This window comes from Pseudomonas sp. CFBP 5748 (assembly GCF_053850495.1).
Genome location: NZ_JBSPTN010000004.1, coordinates 288333 through 312958, shown reverse-complemented (window position 1 = coordinate 312958; position 24626 = coordinate 288333). Strand labels below are relative to the sequence as shown.

The window sequence follows — 24626 nt, the reverse complement described above, 5'->3', positions numbered from 1 at the left end:
TGAATTTGGCTTACGCAAAAGGGGTTCAGGACTTGGTTCTGAACCCCTTTTTTGGCTGCGTACAACTCCTCCGCTATCGCAGATCGACGTTATCCAGCGCGCGGTTCGCCAGCAACGAACTCAGTTCGATTAGCTGCTGAATGCCGAGGGCAACGTGACGTCGTGAGCCTTCCAGCTCGAAGGCCAGGTCGTTGACCATCGCATCGGCTGAAGCCAGGGTTTCAGTGAGGTTGGCCAAGAGGCTTTCGTTGTCGATGTCTTTTATGACGGTGAATATCTGGCCGGGTTGGGTCGTGTCTTCAGGCTTTGTCTTTGGCGACAGGTAGAAATCCAGGGCGCGATTGGCGGCTTCGTCGAGCTTTTGGGTTTTGGATTTGGTGCGCGGGGGAACTTGGTCCGCCTCTGGCGGATTCGGGGTAGGTTTGAACATGTGCTGATTACTCCATGGTTAAGCCGCAACCTCTTCCCTACTAAAAGAAGGGTGGCGGCTGTACGCAGGTTAGTAGACCGGGGAGATCAGCATTGCCGGCGCGCCGAAGCGCCCTGCGCACAGCCACCATCAAGGGCAAGGTAAGAACCTGCCTGGATGGAGAGCTCATGCATCCTACTGACACAACCCCGGGCTACTAAACCCGATCACTGATGGGCAGTGGCAGGAAGACGATAGAACCCATGGGCAAGGCGCACAAGCGGGCGGATTCTGGCGTAGTTGTAGGCAACGGCGCAAGGATGTGTGGGTTGGGGGAAGGGTGGCGGTGGGGGAATAAACAGAGCTTTGTTTTGTCCTGGGATTCGGGGCTAGAGGGTTTGTTTTTGCTGGGTGGGGCGGCGTTGTAAGCGGCTGATGTGGTTTTTTCTGTAGGAATGATTGGGGCTGCTGCGCAGCCCAGCGGGGATAAATCCCCTCGCCACAGGGGAAGGCCGGCTATCGAGATCGACGTATAACCAGCCCAAGCATAGTGAGCAACGTTTGAGTTTTAGTCCCGCATTCCTTGTGGGAATGCAGCACATAAAATTAATGAATTTTTCTTATCGCGACGTGTGGCGTAGCTTGATTTGAGGACATGGAGAACCGCCTTGAAATCATCCCCGCTCCCCTCAGCTGAAAAATTCGATACATCACGGGCCAATGAGTACGGACGGCAGAGTCGTATCGCCCTGGCCGGCTATGACGCCTGTCAGGATTTGGCGGCGTGCATGCTGGCGGCGAGCTTCGGCCCTGCAAGCTCGGCAAAAATACTGGTGGTGGGTGCCGGTGGTACAGCGCAGGAGATTATTGCGATGGCGTCGCTGGAGCCAGGTTGGCGCTTCACCGCTGTTGATCCCTCCGAGCCGATGCTGGAGGCGGCGAAGCAGCAGCTGGAGGCGAACCATTTACTCGAACGCACCAGCCTGCACCTTGGGCGTGTCGAGGATTTGGCAGCCGATGAGTCATACGACGCCGCGACCTTGATCGGTGTGTTCCATCATCTCGATGGCGATGATGCCAAGCGGCAGATCTTTCAAGCCATTCGGGCTCATCTCAAACCGGGCGCGCCGCTGATCGTCGCGGGGAATCAATACGCTTACGCCAGCCAACCGTTGTTGCTGGCGGCCTGGGGCCAACGTTGGCGGCAGCATGGTGCAAGCCCGGATGAAGTGAAGGTCAAACTGGGGAAAATTCTCCAAGGCGCTGACCCTCCGCATTCCGAGGCGGCGGTTCAACAATTGTTGCATGAGGCCGGGTTCGGCGATGCCACCCGCTTCTTCAGCAGCCTGTTCTGGAGTGCTTGGTTGACGTGTAAAACGGGCTGAGGTGGCAGCGCTATGCACTGACAAACCCGACGCAAGGCGTGCTCTGGTCGCCTCGCCACAAGGGATTTGCGCCATGGACCATTTTTTCGTCTTTTCAGGGTGCAGGACCTGTTAGTTCTTACAGGTGATTCCGGAGAACAGCGGTATCACATACATAAACGTCAAGGGGCAGGGCCATGAGTGCAATGTGCCCATTTGCGTTTTTGTTCAAAAACCCCCGTCATGTCCCACGGAGGCGTATGCATTTCAAGATTTTCATCTCTCTTTTCCCCGTTCTGGCGCTTGTCGGAGGGTGCAGTGCTTCCAGGCCGGAGTCGGGCACGATGCTCAAGACTTGGTCGCATTACGGGGTAGATAATCGTTGTTGTATTTGGCCTTGTGCTTGTTGTGGTGTACAGGTTGTGCTTCTTTCTAGGTGGCATTCAGACGGATAGTTTGATGGTTTATGTTATTGAGGTTTATGAAGCCAGGAAGAAAAGTCCGAAACGTAGATTTCATCCAGTATTAGCGTCGGTGGTATGTTTTCGAGGCTGTCAGCTATCTCGTCATAAGGTGCTGGCAGGACATAGCAGAGGCCGAAATCTTCATTGAGGATTATGACGCCATTAAATATGCGCTGGCGTTCGGTCAGCTTTTTTATCTGATCAAAAGGCATACCTGCGGAAAGTGTGTTTTGGTAAAGCCCTTTATATCGCGCGTTGCAACCTATTGAGAAAATTGTTCCGTCAGGTAGGGTCGAGAGGGTCAGCGTACTATCGATGATGTACGCTGTTCTTGTTTCACCGTCAGGTAGCGTGTAGTTTTTTATCTCGACTTTATGATGTTCATAGAGTTCGTTCATGTAGGTCGAGATGTTGTCGTGCAATAAAATGTTCGCAATTGAATGTTTGGATTTTATGTCGGCTGCAAAATCAATCATTTAAATTCCACCATTCATTAACGTACCGTTTACGTAAACCGGGGAGTCTTTTATAAGGTCATAGTTTTTAAAGTCACCATGTCCAATCCTGCCAAATACAACATCTTCACCGGATTTATTGACTTTATAAACCTTCCAGTAATCATTTCCATGGATGTTGGGCTGGGTAGGGCTGCCGCCTGGATGATAGTCAAGCTTGTAGGTGGCTCCGGATTTTGTACTGCGCACATACTGGACGTGCTGAATCGCATCCGGTCTTCCGGCTTGTGGATAGGTTTTGGTCCATCCTCGCGATGTCAGGTAACCATCGACGTCAGCAGGTTTTTTCCCAGTTAGTTTTCCAGTCCATCGTTTGGTTATCGTATTTTTTCTGGCAAAGCCTTTGGCTGAGGTACAGCTTAGTCCTAGTGGGTCGGCATACCCTGCGGGGTTCGGCGCATAAGCGTAGAAATTAATTCCCCCCGCCAACCCAATCGGATCCGGCGTGGTAAACCGGCCCACATCCGGGTCATAAAACCTGAATGTATTGAAATGCAGCCCCGTTTCCCGGTCCAGGTACTGCCCCTGGAACCGCAGGTTCTGTTCCTCGATGTAATACGGCTCGCGCACCTCTTCCAGGGTGTTGCCCCACACCCGATACGTGGCTTGCCAAACGTTGTGGCCGTCGGCTTCGGTGAGTTGTTCCGGCAGGCCGTTGAGGTCGTTGTGGTAGTAGCGGATTTTTTGCAGCGGGCCGCTGCCGTCGACGCGGGCCAGGGGGGCGTAGCTGTCGTCTTCGTAGAGGTACAGGCTGGTTTGCTGGTGACGGTGTTCCTGCAACAGGCGCAGGCCGTCCCAGGTGAAGTGGGTTTCGCCCAGCGGGTAGCCGTGGCTGTCGTGTTCGGTTTTTCCGATACGCCGGCCCAGCGGGTCGTAGGCCATTTTGACCACGCTGCCGTTGTCATTGCGCACTTCAATCAAGCGGCTTTCGGCGTCGTAGGCGAAGCGTTGCAGGCCGCGAGCGGTGCTGCGTTTTTCGATCATCCGGCCAAAGGCGTCGTAGCGGTAGCGCTTGTCCTGGTAGGTCAGGAGTTTGTTGTGCAGCACCAGCCCGGCGCCGGGTTGTGGGCCGTCCAGCAGGTTGGCGGCGGCGTCGTAGGCGAAGGTTTCGCGTTGGCCGTGCAGGCTGTCCTGGCTGGCGAGGATGCGGCCGGTGGTGTCGTAGTGCAGCAACTGGCGGTGTTGTGCGGCGGGTTGCTGGTCGAGTTTGCCGATGAGGTTATCGGCGGGGTCGTACTCGAAGTGTTTTTGCACCGCCGCCGGCAGCAACGAAGGTTGGCTGCTGTGGCGGCGTTGCCGTGCGCGCAGGCGACCGCTGCGGTCGTATTCGCTGCGGGTGCTGACCTGGCCTTGGGTGCGCAGCACTTCGCGGTGCAGGCGGTCGCGTTCAAAGTCGCTGATGACCTGGCCGTCGAGGTTGATCTGGTGCAGGTGGCCGCTGCCGTAGTACAGGCGATTGACCCAGCGACCATCGGGCAGTTGGGTCTGGATCCGGTTGCCGAGTTCGTCATAGTGGTGTTGCAGGCTGCCGGTGGCGCTGTGCTCGGCGAGTAATTGGCCGCTGGCATCGTAGGCGAAGCCCAGGGTTTGCGCGTTGCCCTGCAGGTCGGTGGAGGTGACGGCGGTGAGCTGGTCCAGCGGGTCGTAGGTGTATTCGGTGCGACCATCGTCAGTGGTTTTGGTGATCAGCCGGCCCACGGCGTCGCGTTCCAGGCGGTGGACGATGGGCGTTGGGGGCGTTTCGGGGATGACGGCCAGGCCTGTACCGTGCGGCGCTGGCATCGCCGTCACCGCCGTGACATTGTCGAGCCGGTCGTAGGTGTAGCGCTTGGCGCTGCCGTCCAGGTCTTGCTGTTCGGTCAAGCGATCCCCAGCATCCCAGGCAAACCGATAACTCTCGCCATTCTCATTGACCAGCGCTTGCAGCCGCCCGTAGCTGTCGTATGCAAATTGCACTTGGCGGCCCTGGGCGTCAGTGCGTTGGCGCACCTGGCCGCGGCGGTTGTGTTGGTAGTGTGTGGTGTGCCCGGCCGGGTCGGTGTAGCCGGTCAACTGGCCGGCGATGTCGCGCTGGTACTGTTCGGTGCGGCCATCCGGCAACCGGCTGCTGAGCAGGCGCCCTTGGGCGTCGTAGCTGAAGTGGGTGCGCTCGCCGAGGGCGTCGGTGATGGTTTGCAGGTAGCCCCGCGGGTCGTAGCTGAAGCGCGTCGGGTAACCCGAACAATCCACATGCTCCACCAGTTGCCCGAACGGGTTCCAGCGCAGTTTTTTGCTCTTGCCGGTGGCGTCGATGATTTCCACCACCTGGCCGTGGGCGTCGTAGCGGTAGCGGGTGACGTGGCCCAGTGGATCGGTTTCGGCGATGCAGTTGCCGCGTTGATCGTAGCGGTATTTCCAGCCGTTGCCGGCGGCGTCGATGTCCACCAGCGGCAGGGCCCAGTGTTCGAGCCAGACGGTGGACTCGCTGCGGCCCAACGGGTCGGTTTCGCTGATCAGGTTGCCGGCTTCGTCGTAGCTGAATTGGTACTGGCCGCCTTGTGGATCGGTGGCGCTGAGCATCTGGCGCTCGTCGTTCCACTCGAACAGCCAGGTCTGGCCGAGGTTGTCGGTGAACCGGGTGATCTGGTGCTGGTTGTTCCACTGCCGGGTGCTGACGCGCTGCAAGCTGTCGCTGATGCGGGTGGTGCCGGTCTTGAGGTCGTAGTCGAACTGATAGGCATCGCCCTCGTCGGTCCAGTGCCGGACCACGCGCCATTCCTGATCTTCGATCAACGCCCATTCGTAGAAACAACGCAGGCCGCTGGGCAACTGGTGCTCCACCATTCGCCGCCCGGCGTCGTAGCTGAAGCGCCGTTGCACTTGGCCGCTGGCGTCGCGCACTTCGCTCAGGTTGTTCGCGGCATCGTAGGCGTAGCTGACGAGTACCTCGCGGCATTGGTCGGGGTAGAGGCGTTCTATCCGGGTGACACGTTCGTGTTCGCGGATCAGCTCGACCTGCACCAGATCGAAGGTGTCGCGCAGTCGCACCAGACGTCCGTTGTCGTCGTAGTCGAGGTAGACGCGGTTGTCGTTGCGGTCGCCGAGTTGGTTCAAGCGCAATAGCGATGGGTTGGCCGGGGCGGGTTCGAACAAGCGATACAGGCCATCGTCGCTTTCAATCAGCAACTGCCCATTGACGTGGCGCCGTACGGCGAGGCCTTCGCCAGCACTGAACACCGCACCGCCCAACGGGATGGAGCCCATGTCGATAGGGCGGCCCTGCTCGTCGGTGTAAACCAGGGTTTCGCCGCCGTCCGGATGGGGGTGGATTTCGACTTGCACCTCGTAGGCCACGCTCCACCCGGCGCCGAACACGCTGTCGCGGCGCTCGTCGCGGCTGTTGTACACGCGTTGCCAGTCGAGCGGCAGGATGCCCGGCAACACGAAATCCAATTCTTCATCGCCGCCCAGCACCTTGGCGCCGGTGGCGGCATGCACCGGGTTCGACGAGCCCATGGCGGCGTTGGCGGCCGCGTTCGCCGCGCTGCTGGCGGCCATGGACACCGCGCCGCCCACCAGCATGCACGGCAGTTTGCTGAAGAATTTGCCCTTGCCGCCCTTGAGCATCAACAGCGCCGTGACCGCCAACCCGACGCCCGGGGTCTTGCCGCTGCGGATCTCGCGCACCACCACCGAACCGCCGCCAATGGTCACGTCAGGGGAAATCAAACCGGCCGACACCACCGTCGCATCGCAGGTGCTGCGATCGCCGCTGCGCACGGCGGGTTGGCCGTTGATGGTGACCTTGTCCGAACCTTCGGCCATGAACTGCGGCGGCATGGGCGGGTGCTTGGTGCAGATGACCAGGTCTTCCGGCTTTGGCACCGCGCCGGGCGCGGGCATGGCGACGGTGGGGCGCCACATCTGCGAGAAGAAGTTCCCGGCCATGTCCAGGTAGCTGGGCTCGGCTTCTGGCTCAGGGGCCTCAAGCTCGGTGCCGGCTGGCGCAACATGGGATTCAATCGCCCCGGCGGCGCGGGCTGCGGGGATGTTGTTGGTGAGGGTGTTGGTGGAACCGGTGAGAATGTTCGCCTGCACCGTGGGCGGAAAGAGCGCGTTGCCGATGCCCTCGCATATATTGCTCAGCCCTTTGTCGGCCCCGGTCTTGCTCATGGCCAGGCCGACGATGGTGCCGACCACCAGGCCGAGAACGAAGCAACCCAGGCCACCGGTGACCACGGTGATGCCGGTGGCCGCGACCACGGCAGCGGTTGCCAGGGCGGTGATCGCGATGTTCGCTGCCACCTCCAGGACGCCGCCGAGGATGTCGGCCATCATTGAGGTGTGGTTCAGTGCATCGCCGAGGCGGGCCGCCCAGAGCACGTCAGACATGGCAGGGGCTCATGCTGGAGGAGCGTTTAAGCGATGGGATACCTTGCATTCGCACCGAGGTCCTTGTTGGTTACGGCATGCTCATTAGCGCCATTCTCAGGCGTTTGATGAGTTTCAGTTTCTTTGAGGCAAGCTGACCCGCCGCTTTCGCGAGCAAGCCCGCTCCCACACAGGTGTGCGGTGGCTGTCAGGCCGGAGCGTCGAACACCAGGGAACCCTTGATCGTCGCCCAATGCGCCGCTTCGGCATCGCCCAGTTTCTCGGCTTTCACGTAGCTCAGGGCAAGCATTTTGCGGGTGCCGGGCAGCACCAGGGCCAGCTGAAACTGGAAGACCTTTTCATTGCCCTTGTTGAACTGGCTGCGCAGTTCGATGGCTTCGACTTCCTGATTGGCGCCCACGCGCACGGTGGCACCCGGTTGGCAGCGCAGGTCCTGGACTTGTTTCTCCAGGCGCTTGAGCTGGTCGTCGAGGTTGCTTTGCAGGGTTTCGCCCTCGGCCAGCAAGCTGCGACTGACGATCAAGGACGTGCCCAGCTCGGGGAACTTGAGGATGTTGATCGTGGCGTCCAGCAATTCGCTGGGCGGCAGCTGGAACTGGAATTCATTGAGGCGGTAAGTCATGGCGCATAAATCTCGAAGTTAGCCCTTGGGGAACGCGGCGCTGATGTTGGCATCGATGCTGCCTTTGACGCCCTGGCCGTCCGGTGTGGCGCCGGGGCCGCCGCCGTTGTTCAGGTGCAGCACGCCGCCGGTGTTGAACTCGGCGTCGCCGCTGGCGTAGAAGCTGATTTGTACGCCGGTCAGGTTGATCTGGCCGCTGGCGTTGAGCTCCAGGATGCTTTCACCGCACACCAGGCGCAGGTTCTCGCCCACTTCGATGACGTAGCTCTGGCTGATGCTGTCGGTCTTGCGCTGGCCTACCGACAGGATGTCCTCCTGCTTGACGATGCGCAGGCGGTTGTTGCCAATGGTCACCGTCTCATTGTGGCCGATGCTCTTGTTGCGGTCGTGGCCCACCGAGTGGCTTTCATCCACCTCGACCACGATGTCCTGGTTGCGCTCGGCATGGATGTACAACTGCTCGGCGCCTTTTTTGTCTTCCATGCGGATTTCGTTGAAGTTCGCCGGCGTGCCGCCCTTGCTCGAACGGCTTTTCATGCCGCTCTGGGTGGCGTTTGCCGGCAAGTCATAGGGCACGGTCTGTTCGGCGTTGTAGACGCGACCGGTGATGATGGGCCGGTCCGGGTCACCTTCGAGAAAGCTGACGATCACTTCCTGGCCAATGCGTGGGATCTGCATCGAGCCCCAGTTTTTCCCGGCCCAGGATTGCGACACGCGAATCCAGCATGAGCTGTTTTCGTTGGACTGGTCGTGCCGGTCCCAATAGAAATGCACCTTCACCCGGCCAAACTGGTCGGTCCAGATTTCCTCGCCTTTGGGGCCGACCACCAATGCAGTTTGCGGGCCTTTGACGATAGGCCGGTGGGTGGTCGCCAGGGGGCGATAGCTTTGCTGGGCGTCGATGCAGGTCAGGCTGCTTTCGAACTGGGCCGACGGTGCGCCGCCGCTGGTTTCACCGCTTTCCTGGGAAATGTAATAGCGGGCGCCGACGATCAGGTATTCGCGGTTCTGGTCCTGGCGGCTGAAGCCGGTGAGGCTGAACAGATGACCTGAGCCCAGGCCCCGGGCGTTACCCGATAACTCGACCTGTTCGTGCAACGTCTGCAAGGCTTCGATGCGAGTTCGAGCGTAGTGTTCGCCGTCCTGGCTCTGCACGTAGGTGCCGGGGTAGTCATACAGCGGGTAGTCACCGGCGGTGTGCGGGCGGGGCATGGCCGAGCGTACGTCGATGCGTGCGCTGGGGCGCTGGAAGTCGTAGTCGTTGAGCTCCAGCGAACCGGGCTGGACTTCCTGGGCCAGGTGCCAGTCGTGAATGTGGTCACGCTCGCGCTGCTGCTCGTTCTTCGGGTAGTAAGGCACCGATCCATAGCCCGGAGCCGTGGTGTGGGCACCATAGGCGTCGGCCAGCACCAGCACATGCCGGCCCTGCTCATGACGGAAGAAGTAGTAGATCCCTTCCTGTTCCATCAGGCGGCTGACGAAGTCGAAGCTGGTTTCGCGATACTGCACGCAGTATTCCCACTCGCGATAGGCGTGGCTCAAGGCGTCTTCGAAATCGGAAAACCCCAGGTCGCGGAACACCTGCTTGATGATCTGCGGGATGGTCAGGTTCTGGAAGATCCGGCAATCGGAAGTGCGGGTCAGTAGCCAGAACCACGGACGCAACGTCGCCTGGTAGCTGGCGAACTGGCCTTGGTCGACGTTCTGGCTGCAACGGGCGACGATGCCATGGAAGTAGCGCTCGCCACCGCCATCGAGTTGCAGGCTCACGCACATGGGCTTGCCGAGCAACTGGTTGAGGTCGATGGCGTTGTCCAGCGAATGCAGCTGCAACTCGTAGTTGAACAGCCGCCCAAGTTCTTCGCCGCCGCCCATGTCCTTGAGCAACAGGACCTCGGGCCCAAGGGGGCTGGTGATCTTGGCCAGGCGTGAGGCTTGGTTGAATAACATCGGTTGTCCTTATCGCTGCCGCAGTCCATTTGACGCTGCGCAAGATTGCCGGTTTTTGACGTTGAAGATCAAGCGATCGCGCCCTTTGACCGCTCGTGCACAGGCATGAAATCGCCAGAGTAGTGACGTTGATCGCATAATGTAGTTCGTTACTTGGGGCAGAGGAACCCGGTTCTTGATTGTTCCCAGGCATTACTTGAATATTCGCTCCTTCGTGCGTCACCTCACGTCCATGGAAAGCGATTACTGTGACCTCTTACCGCATTCAAGAAGCCGATCTCGAAATCCCCGATACCTGGCAGGATCAGAGCATCAATATTTTCAAGCTGCCGGCAGTCGGTCCTGCTAAAGAAGCCAGTTTCGTGATCAGTCGCGATGCCGCCCAAGGCGACGCTCCCTTTGCCGAGTACGTGGACCGCCAACTCAAAAGCGCGGAGCAGCAACTGCCGGGCTTCAAGCTGGTTCAGCGCTGGGACACCGTGCTGCAAGGGCACACCACCACGTTGCTGGATTACACCTGGCAACGCGAGGGGCGTGAGCTGATGCTGCGCCAGGTGTTCATCGAGCGTAAGCCCGCTGTGCTGATCACTACCTTGACCACCACACCGAATGATTTCGCCTATCACGAGCCTGCCTGGAAGCTGGCGATGCATTCGTTCAAGCCACAGCCTCCGATTGTCTGAGCATCGATACGTCCCTCTGAGCAGTCATACACATCAGTAAGGTAGATGCGCGCGATGGATGCACAGGCAGCAGCACGTCTGGGTGACGAAATAGCCCACGGGTTCGGGTTGGCCGCGATGGTCGCCGGTGCCGTGGCCGGTGCCTTGATCGGCGCTGCGGTCGTTGCCGCGACAGTCGCCACCGGCGGCGTGGCGCTGGCCATCATGGCGGGCTCGATTGCCGCTGGCGGCTTGTCGATGTTCCAGATCGTCAAGGGGCTCTCCACCATCTTCAACCTGCCCGAGCCCACCACGGGGGCGTTGATAATGGGCAGCTTCAACGTCTACATCAACGACCGCAATGCCATGAGGGCGGGCGAGGACACTGCGTCTTCCTGCACCGGGCTGCCGATGAATCATCCGATCTGGCCCTTTCCGGTGCTGATCGCCGAAGGCAGCGCCACGGTATTCATCAACGGCAAACCGGCCGCGCGCTTGCACAGCAAGATGGTCTGCGGTGCGCACATCAAGAGCGGCAGCCCCAATACGTTTATCGGTGGGCCAACGGTGTCGGTGGCGTTTGTCCTGGATCTTGAAGGGTGGATGCATACTGGGTTGGAGGCGTTGGGGTTATTGGCCATGGGAGGCGCAGCGATTCTTGCGGCCATGGCCGGCGTGGCCGCTTTAGTCGGTTTTGTGGTGATCGGCGGCGCGATGATGGCTGGCATGGCGTTGCTGGGGGATTTGGGGGATCGCTTGGGGCCGGGCTACCGTGACCTGCTCCAGGGTGTGGCCGGAATGGCGCTTTTGGGCCTGGGCCCGAAAATGGCGAAAATCGGTACGGCGCCCAAGCCCCGTTCGGTGGTCTTCAAACCGGGCCATACGTCGGACGATATCGCTTCGATGCCCAAGTTCAGCCGCCCGAAGGATCCTGCCGATTACCTTGAGGCGTCCTATATCGACAAGCACCTCAAAGTCTTCCAGGATGAAGGCGGTGCGTTTCTATTTACGCCCGATGATATCGCCAACCCCATGTATCAGACCTTTAGCCCGAATAAATACGTCATGGCAAAGTCAGATCTGCACGGTGTGGTGGCTGAGTTCAACAAAACCGGCGACGTTGCGCTGTTGGAGTCTGCCCTGGGCTATGACCCGGGCAGCCTGGCCGGCAAGCAGATCTACATGATGGACTTGAGCAATCCCAAGGTGGTCATGCCAACCGGCAACGAATATGGGGCGAACCCGCTATGGCGTCCTGGCGGCCTGACCCACCCCGGTGGTATGCGCGAAGCGGTCATGGATAATGTGGGCATCCCACACAATAACGACATCAATTTCCTGCTCGCGAACCCGGATGTAGTGAGAATCCAATGAGTGCCAACCTAGACAACGTATTGCTGCTGGCCCTGGCCAATGACGAGCTGGATAAATTCCTTGTCGGCGAACCGTTCTACTTTCAAGAAGCCAGGAATGACAATGAAGAGCCGCAGAACATCGTCGCGGCTTTCGATTCGCTGGTGCTGCTTTACTGGCAACAGACCCGTGACCCCCAGTTTCCTGGGCGCTTTGTGGCGGCTTTGCTCAAGATTCTCGCGACCTACCCTGATCGTAATCGGGCGATTTATGTCGCAGCGGTGTGGGTCTGGTACTACCGGTTTTGCCTGAGCAAAAAGCAGGCACAACCCGAGGGGCTTTATGCCGACTTGTTCGAGATCGATATGGGTGCCGTGGCGCTGGCCCTTCAGCGGCAGCTTGAGCTCAACAAGGCTGAGCTTGTTCAGGATACGCGGTGGGCGGGCGGCACCTGGAACAGCCAGAACGGCTTGTGGGGGCCGCTGATGCGCACCGCTCTGTTTGTCCGGGATAAGCTGGGCGGCCCTGACTTCGTGCCGGCCAATCTCTGAGTGATGAATGATAGGCTGAAGGCCTACGTGGAAAGAGCCGACGGTGAATCGATTCGTGTTCGAATCATGGATAACGCGCTGGATTCTTCCCTGCGTGTCATCGGGTTTTCGAATGCGACAGAACAAGATATCTACCTTTTGCGCGTCGCGGACAACAAGCAGAAGGCTAAGGTATTCGATGAGCTCCGTTCATTGGGCGTGGCCTTTTCGGCGGGCAAGGAATGGTGCCCCTCTGAAGTTTTCGAATATCTTCGTGACGAGCAACTGTTGAGCGGCAAGTACTTGCGAGTCGCGTGGACGCAGCCCGGTCAATACCGGCTTACGGACGCATGAGATTTCAAGATGCCTTGCTCCACCGCCAACATAGGTTCTGCGTGGGTGGTAACGATAAACCCGTGGCGAGGGAGCTTGCTCCCGCTTGAGTGCGAAGCGCTCACAAAAAAAGGGGCTGCTACGCAGCCCAGCGGGAGCAAGCTCCCTCGCCACGGGGCCATCGTTTTTCTTAAGTGAAGAGCATTGCAGTGAGGCCACGGATGTTCCGGCCGTGAGCCTCAGCGTTTGGCTTTTGCCGGGAATAACGCTTTTACCGCCGCATCGATCACACCCTTGATGCCCTTGCCCTTGGCATCCACTTCTCCGGCGCCTCCAGAGTTGAGGTCCAAACGGCCGCCGGTATCGATGTTGCCATTGCCGCTGGCGTAGATGTTGAACGCGGTGCCCGAGATGTTGATCTCGCCACTGGCATTGAACTCCAGCACGCTTTTGCCACAGACCAGTCGAATCTGCGAACCCGCCTCCACGAGGTATTGGGTACTGATGCTGTCGCTCTTGGTTCCGCCGACGAGCAGAGTATCGTTGCGCTGCACGGCGCGCAGGCGGTCTTCGCCAATCCGTACGATTTCGTTGCGGTCGATATTCTTGCGACGATCGCGGCCAACCCAGTGGCTTTCATCCACTTCCACGGCGATGTCCTGGTTGCGCTCGGCGTGGATGTACAGCTGCTCGGCGCCTTTTTTATCTTCCATGCGGATTTCGTTGAAATTCGCTGGCGTACCGCCCTTGCTGGAGCGGCTTTTGGTGCCGCTTTGAGTGGCATTGGCAGGTAATGCATACGGTACGGTCTGTTCCGCGTTATAGACACGACCGGTGACGATAGGCCTATCGGGATCCCCCTCAAGGAAGCTGACGATCACCTCCTGGCCAATGCGCGGGATCTGCACCGAGCCCCAGTTTTTGCCGGCCCAAGCCTGCGACACGCGAATCCAGCACGAGCTGTTTTCGTTGGACTGGTCGTGCCTGTCCCAATAGAAATGCACCTTCACCCGGCCAAACTGGTCGGTCCAGATTTCCTCGCCTTTCGGGCCGACCACCAACGCGGTCTGCGGACCTTTGACGATAGGCCGGTGGGTGGTCGCCAGGGGGCGATAGCTTTGCTGGGCGTCGATGCAGGTCAGGCTGCTTTCGAACTGGGCCGACGGCGCGCCACCGCTGGTTTCGCCGCTTTCCTGGGAAATGTAATAGCGGGCGCCGACGATCAGGTATTCGCGGTTCTGGTCCTGGCGGCTGAAGCCGGTGAGGCTGAACAGATGACCTGAGCCCAGGCCCCGGGCGTTACCCGATAACTCGACCTGTTCGTGCAACGTCTGCAAGGCTTCGATGCGAGTGCGAGCATAGTGTTCGCCGTCCTGGCTCTGCACGTAGGTGCCGGGGTAGTCGTACAGCGGGTAGTCGCCGGCGGTGTGTGGACGGGGCATGGCCGAGCGTACGTCGATGCGTGCGCTGGGGCGCTGGAAGTCGTAGTCGTTGAGCTCCAGCGAACCGGGCTGGACTTCCTGGGCCAGGTGCCAGTCGTGAATGTGGTCACGCTCGCGCTGCTGCTCGTTCTTCGGGTAGTAGGGCACTGACCCGTAGCCCGGAGCGCGGGTGTGGGCGCCATAGGCGTCGGCCAGCACCAGCACATGCCGGCCCTGCTCATGGCGGAAGAAGTAATAGATGCCTTCCTGTTCCATCAAGCGGCTGACGAAATCGAAACTGGTCTCGCGATACTGCACGCAGTATTCCCACTCGCGATAAGGTCGGCTCAAGGCGTCTTCGAAATCGGAAAAGCCCAGGTCGCGGAACACCTGCTTGATGATCTGCGGGATGGTCAGGTTCTGGAAAATCCGGCAATCGGAGGTGCGGGTCAGCAGCCACAGCCACGGACGCAACGTCGCCTGGTAGCTGGCGAACTGGCCCTGGTCGACGTTCTGGCTGCAACGGGCGACGATGCCATGGAAGTAGCGCTCGCCACCGCCATCGAGTTGCAGGCTCACGCACATCGGCTTGCCGAGCAACTGGTTGAGGTCGATGGCGTTGTCCAGCGAGTGCAGCTGCAACTCGTAGTTGAACAGCCGCCCCAGCTCTTCACCGCCGCCCATGTCCTTGAGCAACAGGACCTCGGGCCCAAGGGGGCTGGTGATCTTGGCCAGGCGCGAGGCTTGGTTGAATAACATCGGTTATCCCATAAACGTTGTGGTGGTCTCGCCACTTTCTTTCTGTAGGAACCGGATCGAATATGGGAGCGGGCTTGCTCGCGAATGCGGTGTGTCAGTCGCCATCAACGTCGCTGACAAATTGCATTCGCGAGCAAGCCCGCTCCCACATGATTGGCCGTATTGCTCAGATCAAGCCGCGTCGCTGAAATCGTACTGCAATTCGTTATCCACGGCGCTGATCCGCACCCCGGCCAGTGCCTTGCCTTCGAGCATGCGGGTCAGGAACTCGCGGCTCATGTCCGGCAGCAGGCTGTTGGTCAGGATGGTGTCGATCATGCGGCCGCCGCTTTCGGTTTCGGTGCAACGCGAGACGATCAGGTCGATCACCGCGTCGTCGTAGTCGAACGCCACTTTGTGGGTGCTCTCCACGCGCTTCTTGATGCGGTTGAGTTGCAGGCGGGTGATGGCCTTGAGCATCTCGTCGCTGAGCGGATAGTACGGGATCGTCACCAGACGGCCGAGCAGGGCCGGCGGGAAAATTTCCAGCAGCGGCTGGCGCAGGGCCTTGGCGATTTCTTCTGGCTCGGGCACGTTCTGCGGGTCTTTGCAGACCTGGGCAATCAGCTCGGTGCCGGCGTTGGTGGTCAGCAGGATCAAGGTGTTCTTGAAGTCGATAACCCGACCTTCGCCGTCCTCCATCACGCCTTTGTCGAACACCTGGAAGAAGATTTCATGCACGTCCGGGTGGGCTTTTTCCACCTCGTCCAGCAGCACCACGCTGTACGGTTTGCGCCGCACGGCCTCGGTCAACACGCCGCCTTCGCCATAGCCAATGTAGCCCGGTGGCGCGCCCTTGAGGGTGGACACTGTGTGGGCTTCCTGGAACTCGCTCATGTTGATGGTGATGACGTTCTGCTCGCCGCCGTACATGGCTTCGGCCAGGGCCAGGGCGGTTTCGGTCTTGCCCACGCCGGAGGTGCCGGCGAGCATGAACACGCCAATCGGCTTGCTTGGGTTGTCGAGGCCGGCGCGGGAGGTCTGGATGCGCTTGGCGATCATCTGCAGGGCGTGGTCCTGGCCGATGATGCGTTTTTTCAGGTGCTGGTCGAGGTTGAGCACGGTTTCCAGTTCGTTGCGAGCCATGCGGCCCACCGGGATGCCGGTCCAGTCGGCGACCACCGAGGCCACGGCCTGGTAGTCCACGGTCGGCAGGATCAGCGGGGTTTCGCCTTGCAGGGCGCTCAGGCGCTGTTGCAGGTCCACCAGCTTCTCGCGCAGTTCGTGGCTGGTCTCGCTGCCATCCTCGCTGTCCACCACGCCGACGCGCTCGCGCAGGGTGGCGCGGGTGGCGAGCAGTTCGTCCACCAGGGTTTTCTCTTCGGCCCAGCGGCCTTCCAGCTCGGCCAGGCGTTCGCGCTCGGCGCTCAGCAGGTTCTCGCTCTGGGTCTGGCGGCTGCCGATGGCGATGCCGATGGCGTGCTCGCGGGCGATGATTTGCAGCTCGGTTTCCAGCGCTTCGATGCGCCGACGGCTGTCGTCCACTTCGGCCGGCACGGCGTGCAGGCTGATGGCGACACGGGCGCAGGCGGTGTCCAGCAGGCTGACGGATTTGTCCGGCAACTGGCGCGCGGGGATGTAGCGATGGGACAACTTGACCGAGGCTTCCAGGGCTTCGTCGAGGATCTGCACCTGGTGGTGTTTTTCCATAGTCGAGGCCACGCCGCGCATCATCAGCAGCGCCTTGTCTTCTGACGGTTCGGCCACTTGCACCACTTGGAAACGACGGGTCAGGGCCGGGTCTTTTTCGATGTGCTTCTTGTACTCGGCCCAGGTGGTAGCAGCCACGGTGCGCAAGGTGCCACGGGCCAGGGCTGGTTTGAGCAGGTTGGCCGCGTCACCGGTGCCGGCGGCGCCACCGGCACCCACCAGGGTGTGGGCTTCGTCGATGAACAGGATGATCGGTTTGGGCGAGGCCTGGACGTCTTCGATGACCTGGCGCAGGCGCTGTTCGAACTCGCCTTTCATGCTCGCGCCGGCCTGCAACAGGCCAACGTCGAGGCTGCGCAGTTCCACGTCCTTGAGGGCCGGCGGTACGTCACCGGCGACGATGCGCAGGGCAAAGCCTTCGACCACGGCGGTTTTACCCACCCCGGCTTCACCGGTGAGGATCGGGTTGTTCTGCCGGCGGCGCATGAGGATGTCCACCAGTTGGCGGATCTCCTCATCACGGCCGACGATCGGGTCGAGCTTGCCGCTGCGGGCTTGTTCGGTGAGGTCGACGGTGAAGCGCTTGAGGGCTTCCTGCTTGCCCATGGCGCTGGGGGCCATGGCGCCGCTGGCTTCGCCGGGCACGGCACCGGCGTTGAAACCGTCGCTGGCGGTCAGGGCGTTTTCCGGCGAGTCGCCGACGTATTCGTCAAAGCGCTCGCTCAGGGCTTCGACCTTGACCTTGTCGAACTCCGACGACAGGCCCAGCAACGCATGGCGCAGGCTTGGGGTCTTGAGAATGCCCAGCACCAGGTAACCGGTGCGCACCTGGCTTTCGCCGAACATCAGGCTGCCGTAGACCCAGCCGCGTTCCACGGCTTCTTCCACGTGGGACGACAAATCGGTGATGGACGTCGAACCCCGTGGCAAACGGTCCAGCGCTTCGGTCAGATCGCGCGCCAGGCGCGCCGGCTCGATATTGAACTGGCGGATGATGCGGTGCAGGTCCGAGTCCTGCAGTTGCAGCAACTGGTGAAACCAGTGGGCCAGTTCCACGTAAGGGTTACCGCGCAACTTGCAGAATACGGTGGCGGCTTCGATGGCTTTGTAGGCCACGCTGTTGAGTTTGCCGAACAACGCGGCGCGACTGATTTCACCCATGCTCATGGCTCCTTGAGGTCTGTGAGGTGTTGGCCTGTTCGGCGTAATGCCGGGCCAGTATTAAATCGTTGGCATCTGTTTCGGGACGTCCCAGCCAGGTGTTGAACCCCAGGCGGAAACGACCGTTGAGTTGTAGCGCCGGGACTTCGGGCTGCTCCAGGACCAGGTTCAGGTCCCAGTCCAGTTCATGGCCCAGGTATTCGGCGACCCAGGCCACCAGCTCATTGAACGGTTGGCTGCCGGGCAACATACCCATGTAGTCAACGAGCTTGAGCGGCCCCAGGCGAATGCGGAATTTGTGCTGGCGATCCCACACGTAGCGGCCCAGGCAGAAGTCCACACCCAGTTGGGCGTTGACACCGACGCGGCTGCGTTCCGGCAGCTCCAGCCATTGACCGACGTATTCTTCGATCTCCACCGGCAGGCCGAAGTACTCGCTGAGAATGGCCTTCAAGCCGTCCGGGTAGCGGGTTTGTGCCGCCAAGTGGCCGCTGTAGTGCAGCTTCGCCGTGTCGGGGATCAGCCCTTGCTTGAGCAGGCTCGGCATGCCCCGGCCGCTGAGGGCGGCCAGGCGCGCGGACCAGTAGTCATCGTCCGGACGGTCATGGCTGATCGTTGGCCGCGCTTCGGCCCAGGCCCGGTAAAACAGGCTGAGCAGGCGATGATGGAACACATCGAGGAAGCGCTTGCTGGTGCTGTCGGCGTTGTTGCGCTGGCGTTCGCGTACGTATTCGGTGATGTGCAGCGGCATCGGGCCGTTGGGGCCACCGAGGCCGAAGAAGAACTGCTCCAGGCGTGCCGGCGCGCCGTCGATGCCCGGTTGCACCGAAGCCAGGGTCGCCGGGGCAAAGGTGCATTCGGCCTGTTGCCCGAGGCGCAGCGGGTCATCGGCCAGGCGCAAGGAATGGCCCAGGCGCGGCAGCTCGGGGGATTCGCACTCGATGCGCCGCAACGCCTGGAAGAAGTCGTATTCCCAGGGTTCCTGGTGCATCGCCTCCAGGGTACTCACAGGGTCGGACGACGTCCGGGCTTGGCTTTCCATCGCATGATCTCGCCGCGTTCGGTGGTACGGATCACCGTCTCGGTAAAACTGTTGATCGACACGTAGCGTGCCAGGAAGCGCTCGAACACGGCGCCGAGCAGGAACACCCCGGTGCCGCGAAACGCGTTTTCATCAAATTCCAGGGTGATCTCCAGGCCACGACCAAACACGATCGGGCCGGGCATCGGCAAGCGGCGGGTGCAGGCTTTGCTGCTGACTTCGCGCAGGCCTTCGATTTGCAATTGCAACGCCGCGTCGTTGCTGTCGCCGTACAGGCGCAGCAGTTCCCGCAGGGCAGCGGCGCCCTGGCCTTGCTCGCTGAGGGACAAATAGTTCAGCGACAGCTGGCTGATCAGTCGCCAGGCCTTGGCGTCGTGGGCATGGCTGGCCCTTGGACGACTCGGGCCGGCGACACAGCGCACCGCGCCGACTGGCGCACTGTCGGCCAGGGTGAAGTCGGTCTTGCCGCTGCCCACGCTCATGAACAGCGGCAGGTCGCGGTTGGTGCACAACGCCGTCACGCCCAGTTGGCGCAAGTCGTAGCGATAGGGCGCTTGCTGGCTGTCCACCAGGCTGACGAAGGTTTCGCTGCCGATGTAGGTCGAGCGCGGGCCGTTGCGACGCTGGTCGCTGGACAACACGCGCGGCTCACGGCGTACGGTGTAGTAGGCCTGATCGCGCCCGTAGCGGGACGGATCGCGCACGGCGTAGAACGGCAGGAACGGCTGTTCCGGCCCGGTGCCATGGCCGGTGAGGCCGGTCAGCGAATGCACTTCGAAGTCCATCGGCCGGGTGCGGTCGGCGATCACGTGGTGTTCGTTGACCCGCTCCGACAGGTGGATGCGATCCAGGCGCTTAGGGAACAGGTTGATCGCCGGGGTGCAGAACGGCAGGAACTGCGAAGCACCGACGCTGCCTTCCAGGCTTGGGTCATGACGGTCGAACAGCACGATCAGCTCCAGCTCCTGGCCGTCGCAGCGCTTGACCGCCCGGCTCAGTTGAGTGAAGTCGACAAACAGGAAACGGTGGGGCAGGGCGAAGTATTCCTGCAACAGGCGGTAGCCCTGGAAGGCCCGCGGCACTACAGGCAGCGCGGCGTCGGCATCATCGAAGCCACGTGAGCGCAGCGCGTCTTGCGGCAGGCGTTCCACCCAATTACCGCCAGGCTTGCGGGCGAACACTGCGCAGGCGTTGCCCAGCAGTTGTTCGTAGAGGCGGAACGGCTGCTCGTCGGCGCCGCTGAGGTACAGCGGCAGGTTGTCCAGGGTCAGGCTGTTGAACGGCAGCTCGGCGCCGGTACGCAGTGTGATGCGCAGTCCGGCCTTGGCCTTCGGTTCGCTGGCGGCCAGGCGCCCGAGCACGGCGGACGGGTTGCCGAAGTACTCGGCGTGACTGACCTGCAGCGGCCACAACGTCACCGCGTGGGCGGTGCGATACTCGCAGCAGGTCTGGGTTTCGCGCCCCAGGGCCGCGCGCAGGACCGTGTCCCGAGGCAACGGGAAGCCGCTGCTCAGCGAGCCTTCATCGGGATCGGCCTGCATCTGCACCACGGTCATCGACGGTGTCGGCGCCAGGTAATGCGGGTAGGCGATTTCCAGCAGGTTGTGGGTGAAGGTCGGGTATTCGGCATCCAGCTTGAGTTGCACCCGCGCCGTCAGGTAGGCGAAGCCTTCGAGCAAACGCTCGACGTATGGGTCGGCGCAGTCCATCCCGGACAACGTCAGCCGACTGGCGATCTTCGGGTATTCCTTGGCGAACTCCGCCGCGCTTTCGCGCACGTGGTGCAGTTCCTGGTTGTACAGCTCCAGCAGGCGCGGGTTCATGGGCGCCTCCGCTGGTCGGCGTTAACCACCCGCACATGCCCGGACTCCAGGTCCAGGTCGGTTTGCAGCATCAGGCGCAGCGGCACGGGCTGGGCCCACAGATCGCCTTCGATCTCGAAACTCAACGCATTGTGGTTCATCTCGGCCGTCGCCCGGGCTCGCACCCGCAAAGTGTGGCGCAGGATGCGCGGTTCGAAGGTGGCAATGGCCTGGTGGATCAAGGTTTCCAGGGCCGAGACATCGACGTTCGACGCGCTGTTACCGGCCAGTGCCGGCAGCCCGAAATTCACCACCGAGGTGCCCGCCGGGGTATGCAGCGTGGCATCGGCGCTGAGCAATGAGGTGGTATTGAGCAACCACGCCAAGTCACGCAGCACCGAGGCTTTCAATTGGGTCAGGGAGAGCACGCGCTTGTCGGCGCTTTCCTTGGGATTGGTCGGGTCGTCGTCGGTCAACCGGTCCAGCAGGGACGGTTGCAGGCGATCGCGGGTGGCGATTTCGGTTACCACCGAAAGAGCGCCGTATACATTTTTTGATCCCATTGGCCAGGACCGCAGGAGGCGAACTGGCTCACATCCGAGACCTCCAATGTTTTCTTGACCAGGCGTACTGCTTGAATTTTGGTCAAGCAATCGCGGCTGGGAGCGGGCATGTGTTCGCTGCGTTCGACCAAGAAAATCGGCACTTGGTTGAACGTCTCCACACGCAGTTGCTTGTCCGGACCCAGGCTGAACTGGCAAGGCCATTCCATATCGAGCGTCAGGTGGCTCTGGTCAGGTTTAACGAGGGTACAGCGACCTTGAACGTCGATCAGGCTCATCGGATGTCCGACGAAAACTGCTTGAGTTGGGGCTGGCGGAGCGACTGTTTCCTGCCCGGCGCACGCGCTTAGACTGACGAGGCTTGCCGCCAGCGCCGAAAGAAACAAAGGGCTGCGCATCACGAAAGCTCCCAGAACCAGATGGCCTTGGATCTTGAGAACAGATCACCGCTCTTGGTCAGGCCACGGTTCCACAGGTCGATGTGATCGCCAGTAGGTCGGCCGGCAGTGTCGCTATTCTGTTGGTAGCAGTCTTTGAAGAAGATGATTCCGGTCTTGCCCATCAGTGTTGTGCGGTCTGCCACGCTGGTGGTGTAGACCTTCGGCGCGCCGAGGCGGTTCTTCTTCCATAGCCAGTTGGCCAATGATTCCGCGCCACGGGCATGTCCATGGGCGCATTTGGGATCCAGCGTATAAGTCGAAGAGTTGACCGGTAAGGTCTTTTCTCCGCACAAGGCGATGCTCATACGAATAGCGCACTGGTTGATATAGGGACCGTCGCACGCCGGACTGGCGGAGGGGTAGGGCGGATAGCTGTTCCACAAATTGACAAACGAAGGCTTGGCCATGACTCAGATACCACGTGGGAAAGAATTGGATTCGAGCAAGCACCAAACACCCCCGGCGCGTGGCACCGGGGGCATTTTTGATTACACCTTGACGTTCTGACGGATGTTCCAGCCGAACTTGACCGGACCGCCTTCCTTGGTGCCGTCGGCTTTCTGCGGCTGATAGTCCACCAGCACCTTGGCGAAGTTCAGGGTGACGTTTTCGGTCAGGCGGTCATCGCTGCCCGAGCCGCCGGTGCTCAGGGAGGTAACCAGCACTTCTTCCAGGTTGATGATCATGTACTCGACCTGGCTTTCACCGCCGGCCTTGCGCACGGTCAGCTTGACCTTGTCGATGTGCTTGCCGCTTGCGCAGTGCATCATCAGGTTTGGCGAAGCCTTGTCGACGTACTTGGTCAGCGACAGGTCCTGCACGTTCACCTTGCCCGCACCACCGCCACTGCCCACGTGCATGTTGCCGGACTGGGACATGCCCCAGCTCCAGTTCAGGACATCGATCTCGTCCTTGTGGGCTTTGTCCATGGACTCGCCCTTGATGTCGCCGATCTTGATGAAAATATCAACAGCCATGTTTTCTCCCTGTGTGGTTTCTAACCACATTGTTTGGTTGACGCTGACCTTGCGAAATTACGTGTGCCGAACGGCCCCGATGATCTCCGACCCACTGAAGATTCCCTGTGGGAGCGAGCTTGCTCGCTCCCACAGGGGCCTTGCACCGTTCTGTAAACCTTTATGCGCCCTTGGCCGAAGGCAGTTTCGATACCAGGCGCAGCGACACGGTCAGTCCTTCGAGCTGATAGTGCGGACGCAGGTAGAACTTGGAGTTGTAGTACCCCGGGTTGCCTTCGACTTCTTCGACGATCACTTCGGCCGCTGCCAGTGGGTGCTGGGCCTTGGTGGTCTCGGTGGAGTGCGCCGGATCACCGTCGACGTAGTTGAGGATCCAGTCCTGCAACCAGCGCTGCATCTCGTCCTTCTCTTTGAAGGAACCGATCTTGTCGCGCACGATGCACTTCAGGTAATGGGCGAAACGGCAGGTGGCGAACAGGTACGGCAGGCGCGCGGCCAGGTTGGCGTTGGCGGTGGCGTCCGGGTCGTCGTATTCGGCCGGTTTCTGCAACGACTGGGCGCCGATGAAGGCCGCGAAGTCGGTGTTTTTCTTGTGCAGCAGCGGCATGAAACCGTTCTTCGCCAGTTCCGCTTCACGGCGGTCCGAGATGGCGATTTCGGTCGGGCACTTCATGTCCACGCCACCGTCGTCGGTCGGGAACGTGTGGGCCGGCAGGTTTTCCACTTCACCGCCAGATTCAACGCCACGGATGCGTGAGCACCAGCCGAAGTGTTTGAACGAACGGTTGATGTTCACTGCCATCGCGTAAGCGGCGTTGGCCCAGGTGTACTTGGAGCTGTCGGCGCCGTCGGTGTTTTCTTCGAAGGCGAAGGCTTCCACCGGGTCGGTCTTGGCGCCGTACGGCAGGCGCGCCAGGAAGCGCGGCATGGTCAGGCCGATGTAGCGCGAGTCTTCCGATTCACGCAGCGAACGCCAGCCGGCGTATTCCGGAGTGGTGAAGATTTTGGTCAGGTCGCGTGGGTTCGACAGTTCCTGCCACGAGCCCATGCCCATCACGGTCGGCGATGCCGCGGCGATGAACGGCGAGTGCATGGCCGCGCAGACTTTCGACAGTTCGCCCAGCAGTTCGACATCCGGTGGCGACTGGTCGAAGTAGTAGTCGCCCACCAGGCAACCGTAAGGTTCGCCGCCGAACTGGCCGTATTCTTCTTCGTACATCTTCTTGAAGATCGGGCTCTGGTCCCACGCGGTGCCCTTGAATTTCTTCAGGGTCTTGTGCAGGTCGGTCTTGGAGATGTTGAGCACGCGGATCTTGAGCTGCTCATCGCTCTCGGTGTTGTTGACCAGGTAGTGCAGGCCACGCCAGGCGCTTTCCAGTTGCTGGAAGTCGGGGTGGTGAATGACCTGGTTGACCTGGGCGGTGAGCTTGGCGTCGATGGCGGCGATGATCGATTCGATCGACTTGATGGCGTCGTTGGACACCAGGTCGGTCTGCGCCAGGGCCTGTTCGGCCAGGGTACGCACGGCGGTCTCGACGGCTTCGCGGGCGCGCTCGGTCTTGGGCTTGAATTCTTGCAGCAGCAGGGACGCGAACTCGCTGGTTTCTTGGGTGGCACCCAGGTCCTGAGCGCCTTCGCGGGCGGTATTGTCAGTCATGTCATTGATCCTGTGCTGGCTTCGGCGCGCTCGCCAGGGCTTGCAACAGCGCTGGGTCCTTGATCGCCTTCATGATGATTTCTTCGGCGCCGGTCTTGCCGTCCATGTAGGTCAGCAGGTTGGCCAGCTGGGTGCGCGCTTCGAGCAATTTGTTCAGCGAGTCGACCTTGCGGGCCACGGCTGCCGGGCTGAAGTCGTCCATGCTTTCGAAGGTCAGGTCCAGGCTCAGATTGCCTTCGCCGGTCAGTTCGTTGGGCACATGGAACGCCACGCGCGGTTGCATGGCCTTGAGGCGCGAGTCGAAGTTATCGACGTCGACTTCTAGGAACTTGCGATCGGCCACAGGTGCCAGAGGCTCGGCGGGCTTGCCGGCGAGGTCGGCCATTACCCCCATGACGAAGGGCAACTGGACCTTTTTCTCGGCGCCGTAGAGCTCGACGTCGTACTCGATCTGCACTCGAGGCGCGCGGTTGCGCGCGATGAACTTCTGAGAACTTTGCTTCGCCACGTTGCTGCTCCTGGTCGCTTGAGCGACGGTGTTG

General features: G+C 60.8%; 20 protein-coding genes. 5 read left to right on the top strand and 15 right to left on the bottom strand.

The window, feature by feature from the left end; translation table 11 throughout:
* Positions 1 to 73: 73 nt before the first annotated feature.
* Positions 74 to 430, bottom strand: a complete 357-nt coding sequence (locus tag ACWNZ1_RS11465; RefSeq protein WP_456027636.1) for a DUF6124 family protein — start codon at positions 428 to 430, stop codon at positions 74 to 76.
* Positions 431 to 1077: 647 nt separating this feature from the next.
* Between ACWNZ1_RS11465 and ACWNZ1_RS11460 the strand changes: the two genes are divergently transcribed.
* Positions 1078 to 1794 carry a class I SAM-dependent methyltransferase gene (locus ACWNZ1_RS11460; RefSeq protein WP_135847822.1) on the top strand — a complete coding sequence of 239 codons (717 nt, stop codon included), beginning with the start codon at positions 1078 to 1080 and terminating at the stop codon, positions 1792 to 1794.
* Positions 1795 to 2242: 448 nt separating this feature from the next.
* Here ACWNZ1_RS11460 and ACWNZ1_RS11455 read toward each other — a convergent pair whose 3' ends face one another.
* The 4 genes from ACWNZ1_RS11455 to ACWNZ1_RS11440 all read right to left on the bottom strand — a co-directional run bounded on the left by ACWNZ1_RS11455 (position 2243) and on the right by ACWNZ1_RS11440 (position 9695).
* The gene (locus tag ACWNZ1_RS11455; RefSeq protein WP_135847821.1) at positions 2243 to 2713 is read right to left on the bottom strand and encodes a hypothetical protein; all 471 of its coding nucleotides are present in this window, start codon (positions 2711 to 2713) and stop codon (positions 2243 to 2245) included.
* Positions 2714 to 7123: an RHS repeat-associated core domain-containing protein gene (locus tag ACWNZ1_RS11450; RefSeq protein WP_265072505.1), complete on the bottom strand. Its 4410-nt coding sequence runs from the start codon at positions 7121 to 7123 to the stop codon at positions 2714 to 2716.
* 187 nt (positions 7124 to 7310) lie between these two features.
* Complete coding sequence (locus ACWNZ1_RS11445) at positions 7311 to 7745, bottom strand: DcrB-related protein (protein ID WP_135847820.1); 435 nt, start codon at positions 7743 to 7745, stop codon at positions 7311 to 7313.
* Between the two features lie 18 nt (positions 7746 to 7763).
* Complete coding sequence (locus tag ACWNZ1_RS11440) at positions 7764 to 9695, bottom strand: type VI secretion system Vgr family protein (protein WP_256453937.1); 1932 nt, start codon at positions 9693 to 9695, stop codon at positions 7764 to 7766.
* A gap of 248 nt (positions 9696 to 9943) precedes the next feature.
* On the opposite strand from ACWNZ1_RS11440, the gene ACWNZ1_RS11435 reads away from it, so the two are divergent.
* From ACWNZ1_RS11435 to ACWNZ1_RS11420, 4 genes are all read left to right on the top strand, one after another.
* On the top strand, positions 9944 to 10378 hold the full coding sequence (locus tag ACWNZ1_RS11435; protein WP_256453936.1) for a DcrB-related protein: 435 nt from the start codon (positions 9944 to 9946) through the stop codon (positions 10376 to 10378).
* A 54-nt stretch (positions 10379 to 10432) separates the two neighbouring features.
* The gene (locus ACWNZ1_RS11430) at positions 10433 to 11731 is read left to right on the top strand and encodes a PAAR domain-containing protein (protein WP_256453935.1); all 1299 of its coding nucleotides are present in this window, start codon (positions 10433 to 10435) and stop codon (positions 11729 to 11731) included.
* Positions 11728 to 12261: a hypothetical protein gene (locus ACWNZ1_RS11425; RefSeq protein WP_456027635.1), complete on the top strand. Its 534-nt coding sequence runs from the start codon at positions 11728 to 11730 to the stop codon at positions 12259 to 12261. The genes ACWNZ1_RS11430 and ACWNZ1_RS11425 overlap by 4 nt, the downstream gene beginning before the upstream one ends.
* Positions 12262 to 12327: 66 nt before the next feature.
* The gene (locus ACWNZ1_RS11420; RefSeq protein WP_256453933.1) at positions 12328 to 12594 is read left to right on the top strand and encodes a hypothetical protein; all 267 of its coding nucleotides are present in this window, start codon (positions 12328 to 12330) and stop codon (positions 12592 to 12594) included.
* A gap of 218 nt (positions 12595 to 12812) precedes the next feature.
* Here the strand turns inward: ACWNZ1_RS11420 and ACWNZ1_RS11415 are convergent, their stop codons facing one another.
* The 10 genes from ACWNZ1_RS11415 to tssB form a co-directional block, all read right to left on the bottom strand.
* Complete coding sequence (locus tag ACWNZ1_RS11415; RefSeq protein WP_456027634.1) at positions 12813 to 14753, bottom strand: type VI secretion system Vgr family protein; 1941 nt, start codon at positions 14751 to 14753, stop codon at positions 12813 to 12815.
* Between the two features lie 171 nt (positions 14754 to 14924).
* Positions 14925 to 17603 carry a type VI secretion system ATPase TssH gene (gene tssH, locus ACWNZ1_RS11410; protein WP_265072503.1) on the bottom strand — a complete coding sequence of 893 codons (2679 nt, stop codon included), beginning with the start codon at positions 17601 to 17603 and terminating at the stop codon, positions 14925 to 14927.
* Positions 17596 to 18645, bottom strand: a complete 1050-nt coding sequence (gene tssG, locus ACWNZ1_RS11405; protein ID WP_135847813.1) for a type VI secretion system baseplate subunit TssG — start codon at positions 18643 to 18645, stop codon at positions 17596 to 17598. The genes tssH and tssG overlap by 8 nt, the downstream gene beginning before the upstream one ends.
* On the bottom strand, positions 18609 to 20468 hold the full coding sequence (gene tssF, locus ACWNZ1_RS11400; protein WP_456027633.1) for a type VI secretion system baseplate subunit TssF: 1860 nt from the start codon (positions 20466 to 20468) through the stop codon (positions 18609 to 18611). The genes tssG and tssF overlap by 37 nt, the downstream gene beginning before the upstream one ends.
* Positions 20465 to 20977, bottom strand: a complete 513-nt coding sequence (tssE, locus tag ACWNZ1_RS11395) for a type VI secretion system baseplate subunit TssE (protein ID WP_135847811.1) — start codon at positions 20975 to 20977, stop codon at positions 20465 to 20467. The genes tssF and tssE overlap by 4 nt, the downstream gene beginning before the upstream one ends.
* On the bottom strand, positions 20971 to 21408 hold the full coding sequence (locus ACWNZ1_RS11390; protein WP_256453930.1) for a hypothetical protein: 438 nt from the start codon (positions 21406 to 21408) through the stop codon (positions 20971 to 20973). Before ACWNZ1_RS11390 ends, tssE begins: the two co-directional genes overlap by 7 nt.
* The gene (locus ACWNZ1_RS11385) at positions 21408 to 21857 is read right to left on the bottom strand and encodes a type VI secretion system amidase effector protein Tae4 (RefSeq protein WP_135847809.1); all 450 of its coding nucleotides are present in this window, start codon (positions 21855 to 21857) and stop codon (positions 21408 to 21410) included. Before ACWNZ1_RS11385 ends, ACWNZ1_RS11390 begins: the two co-directional genes overlap by 1 nt.
* A gap of 81 nt (positions 21858 to 21938) precedes the next feature.
* Positions 21939 to 22427, bottom strand: coding sequence for an Hcp family type VI secretion system effector (locus tag ACWNZ1_RS11380; RefSeq protein WP_135847808.1), 489 nt, complete (start codon positions 22425 to 22427; stop codon positions 21939 to 21941).
* Between the two features lie 160 nt (positions 22428 to 22587).
* Complete coding sequence (gene tssC / locus ACWNZ1_RS11375; protein ID WP_256453929.1) at positions 22588 to 24084, bottom strand: type VI secretion system contractile sheath large subunit; 1497 nt, start codon at positions 24082 to 24084, stop codon at positions 22588 to 22590.
* Between the two features lies 1 nt (position 24085).
* Positions 24086 to 24592 carry a type VI secretion system contractile sheath small subunit gene (tssB, locus tag ACWNZ1_RS11370; RefSeq protein WP_135847806.1) on the bottom strand — a complete coding sequence of 169 codons (507 nt, stop codon included), beginning with the start codon at positions 24590 to 24592 and terminating at the stop codon, positions 24086 to 24088.
* Positions 24593 to 24626 lie beyond the last annotated feature (34 nt).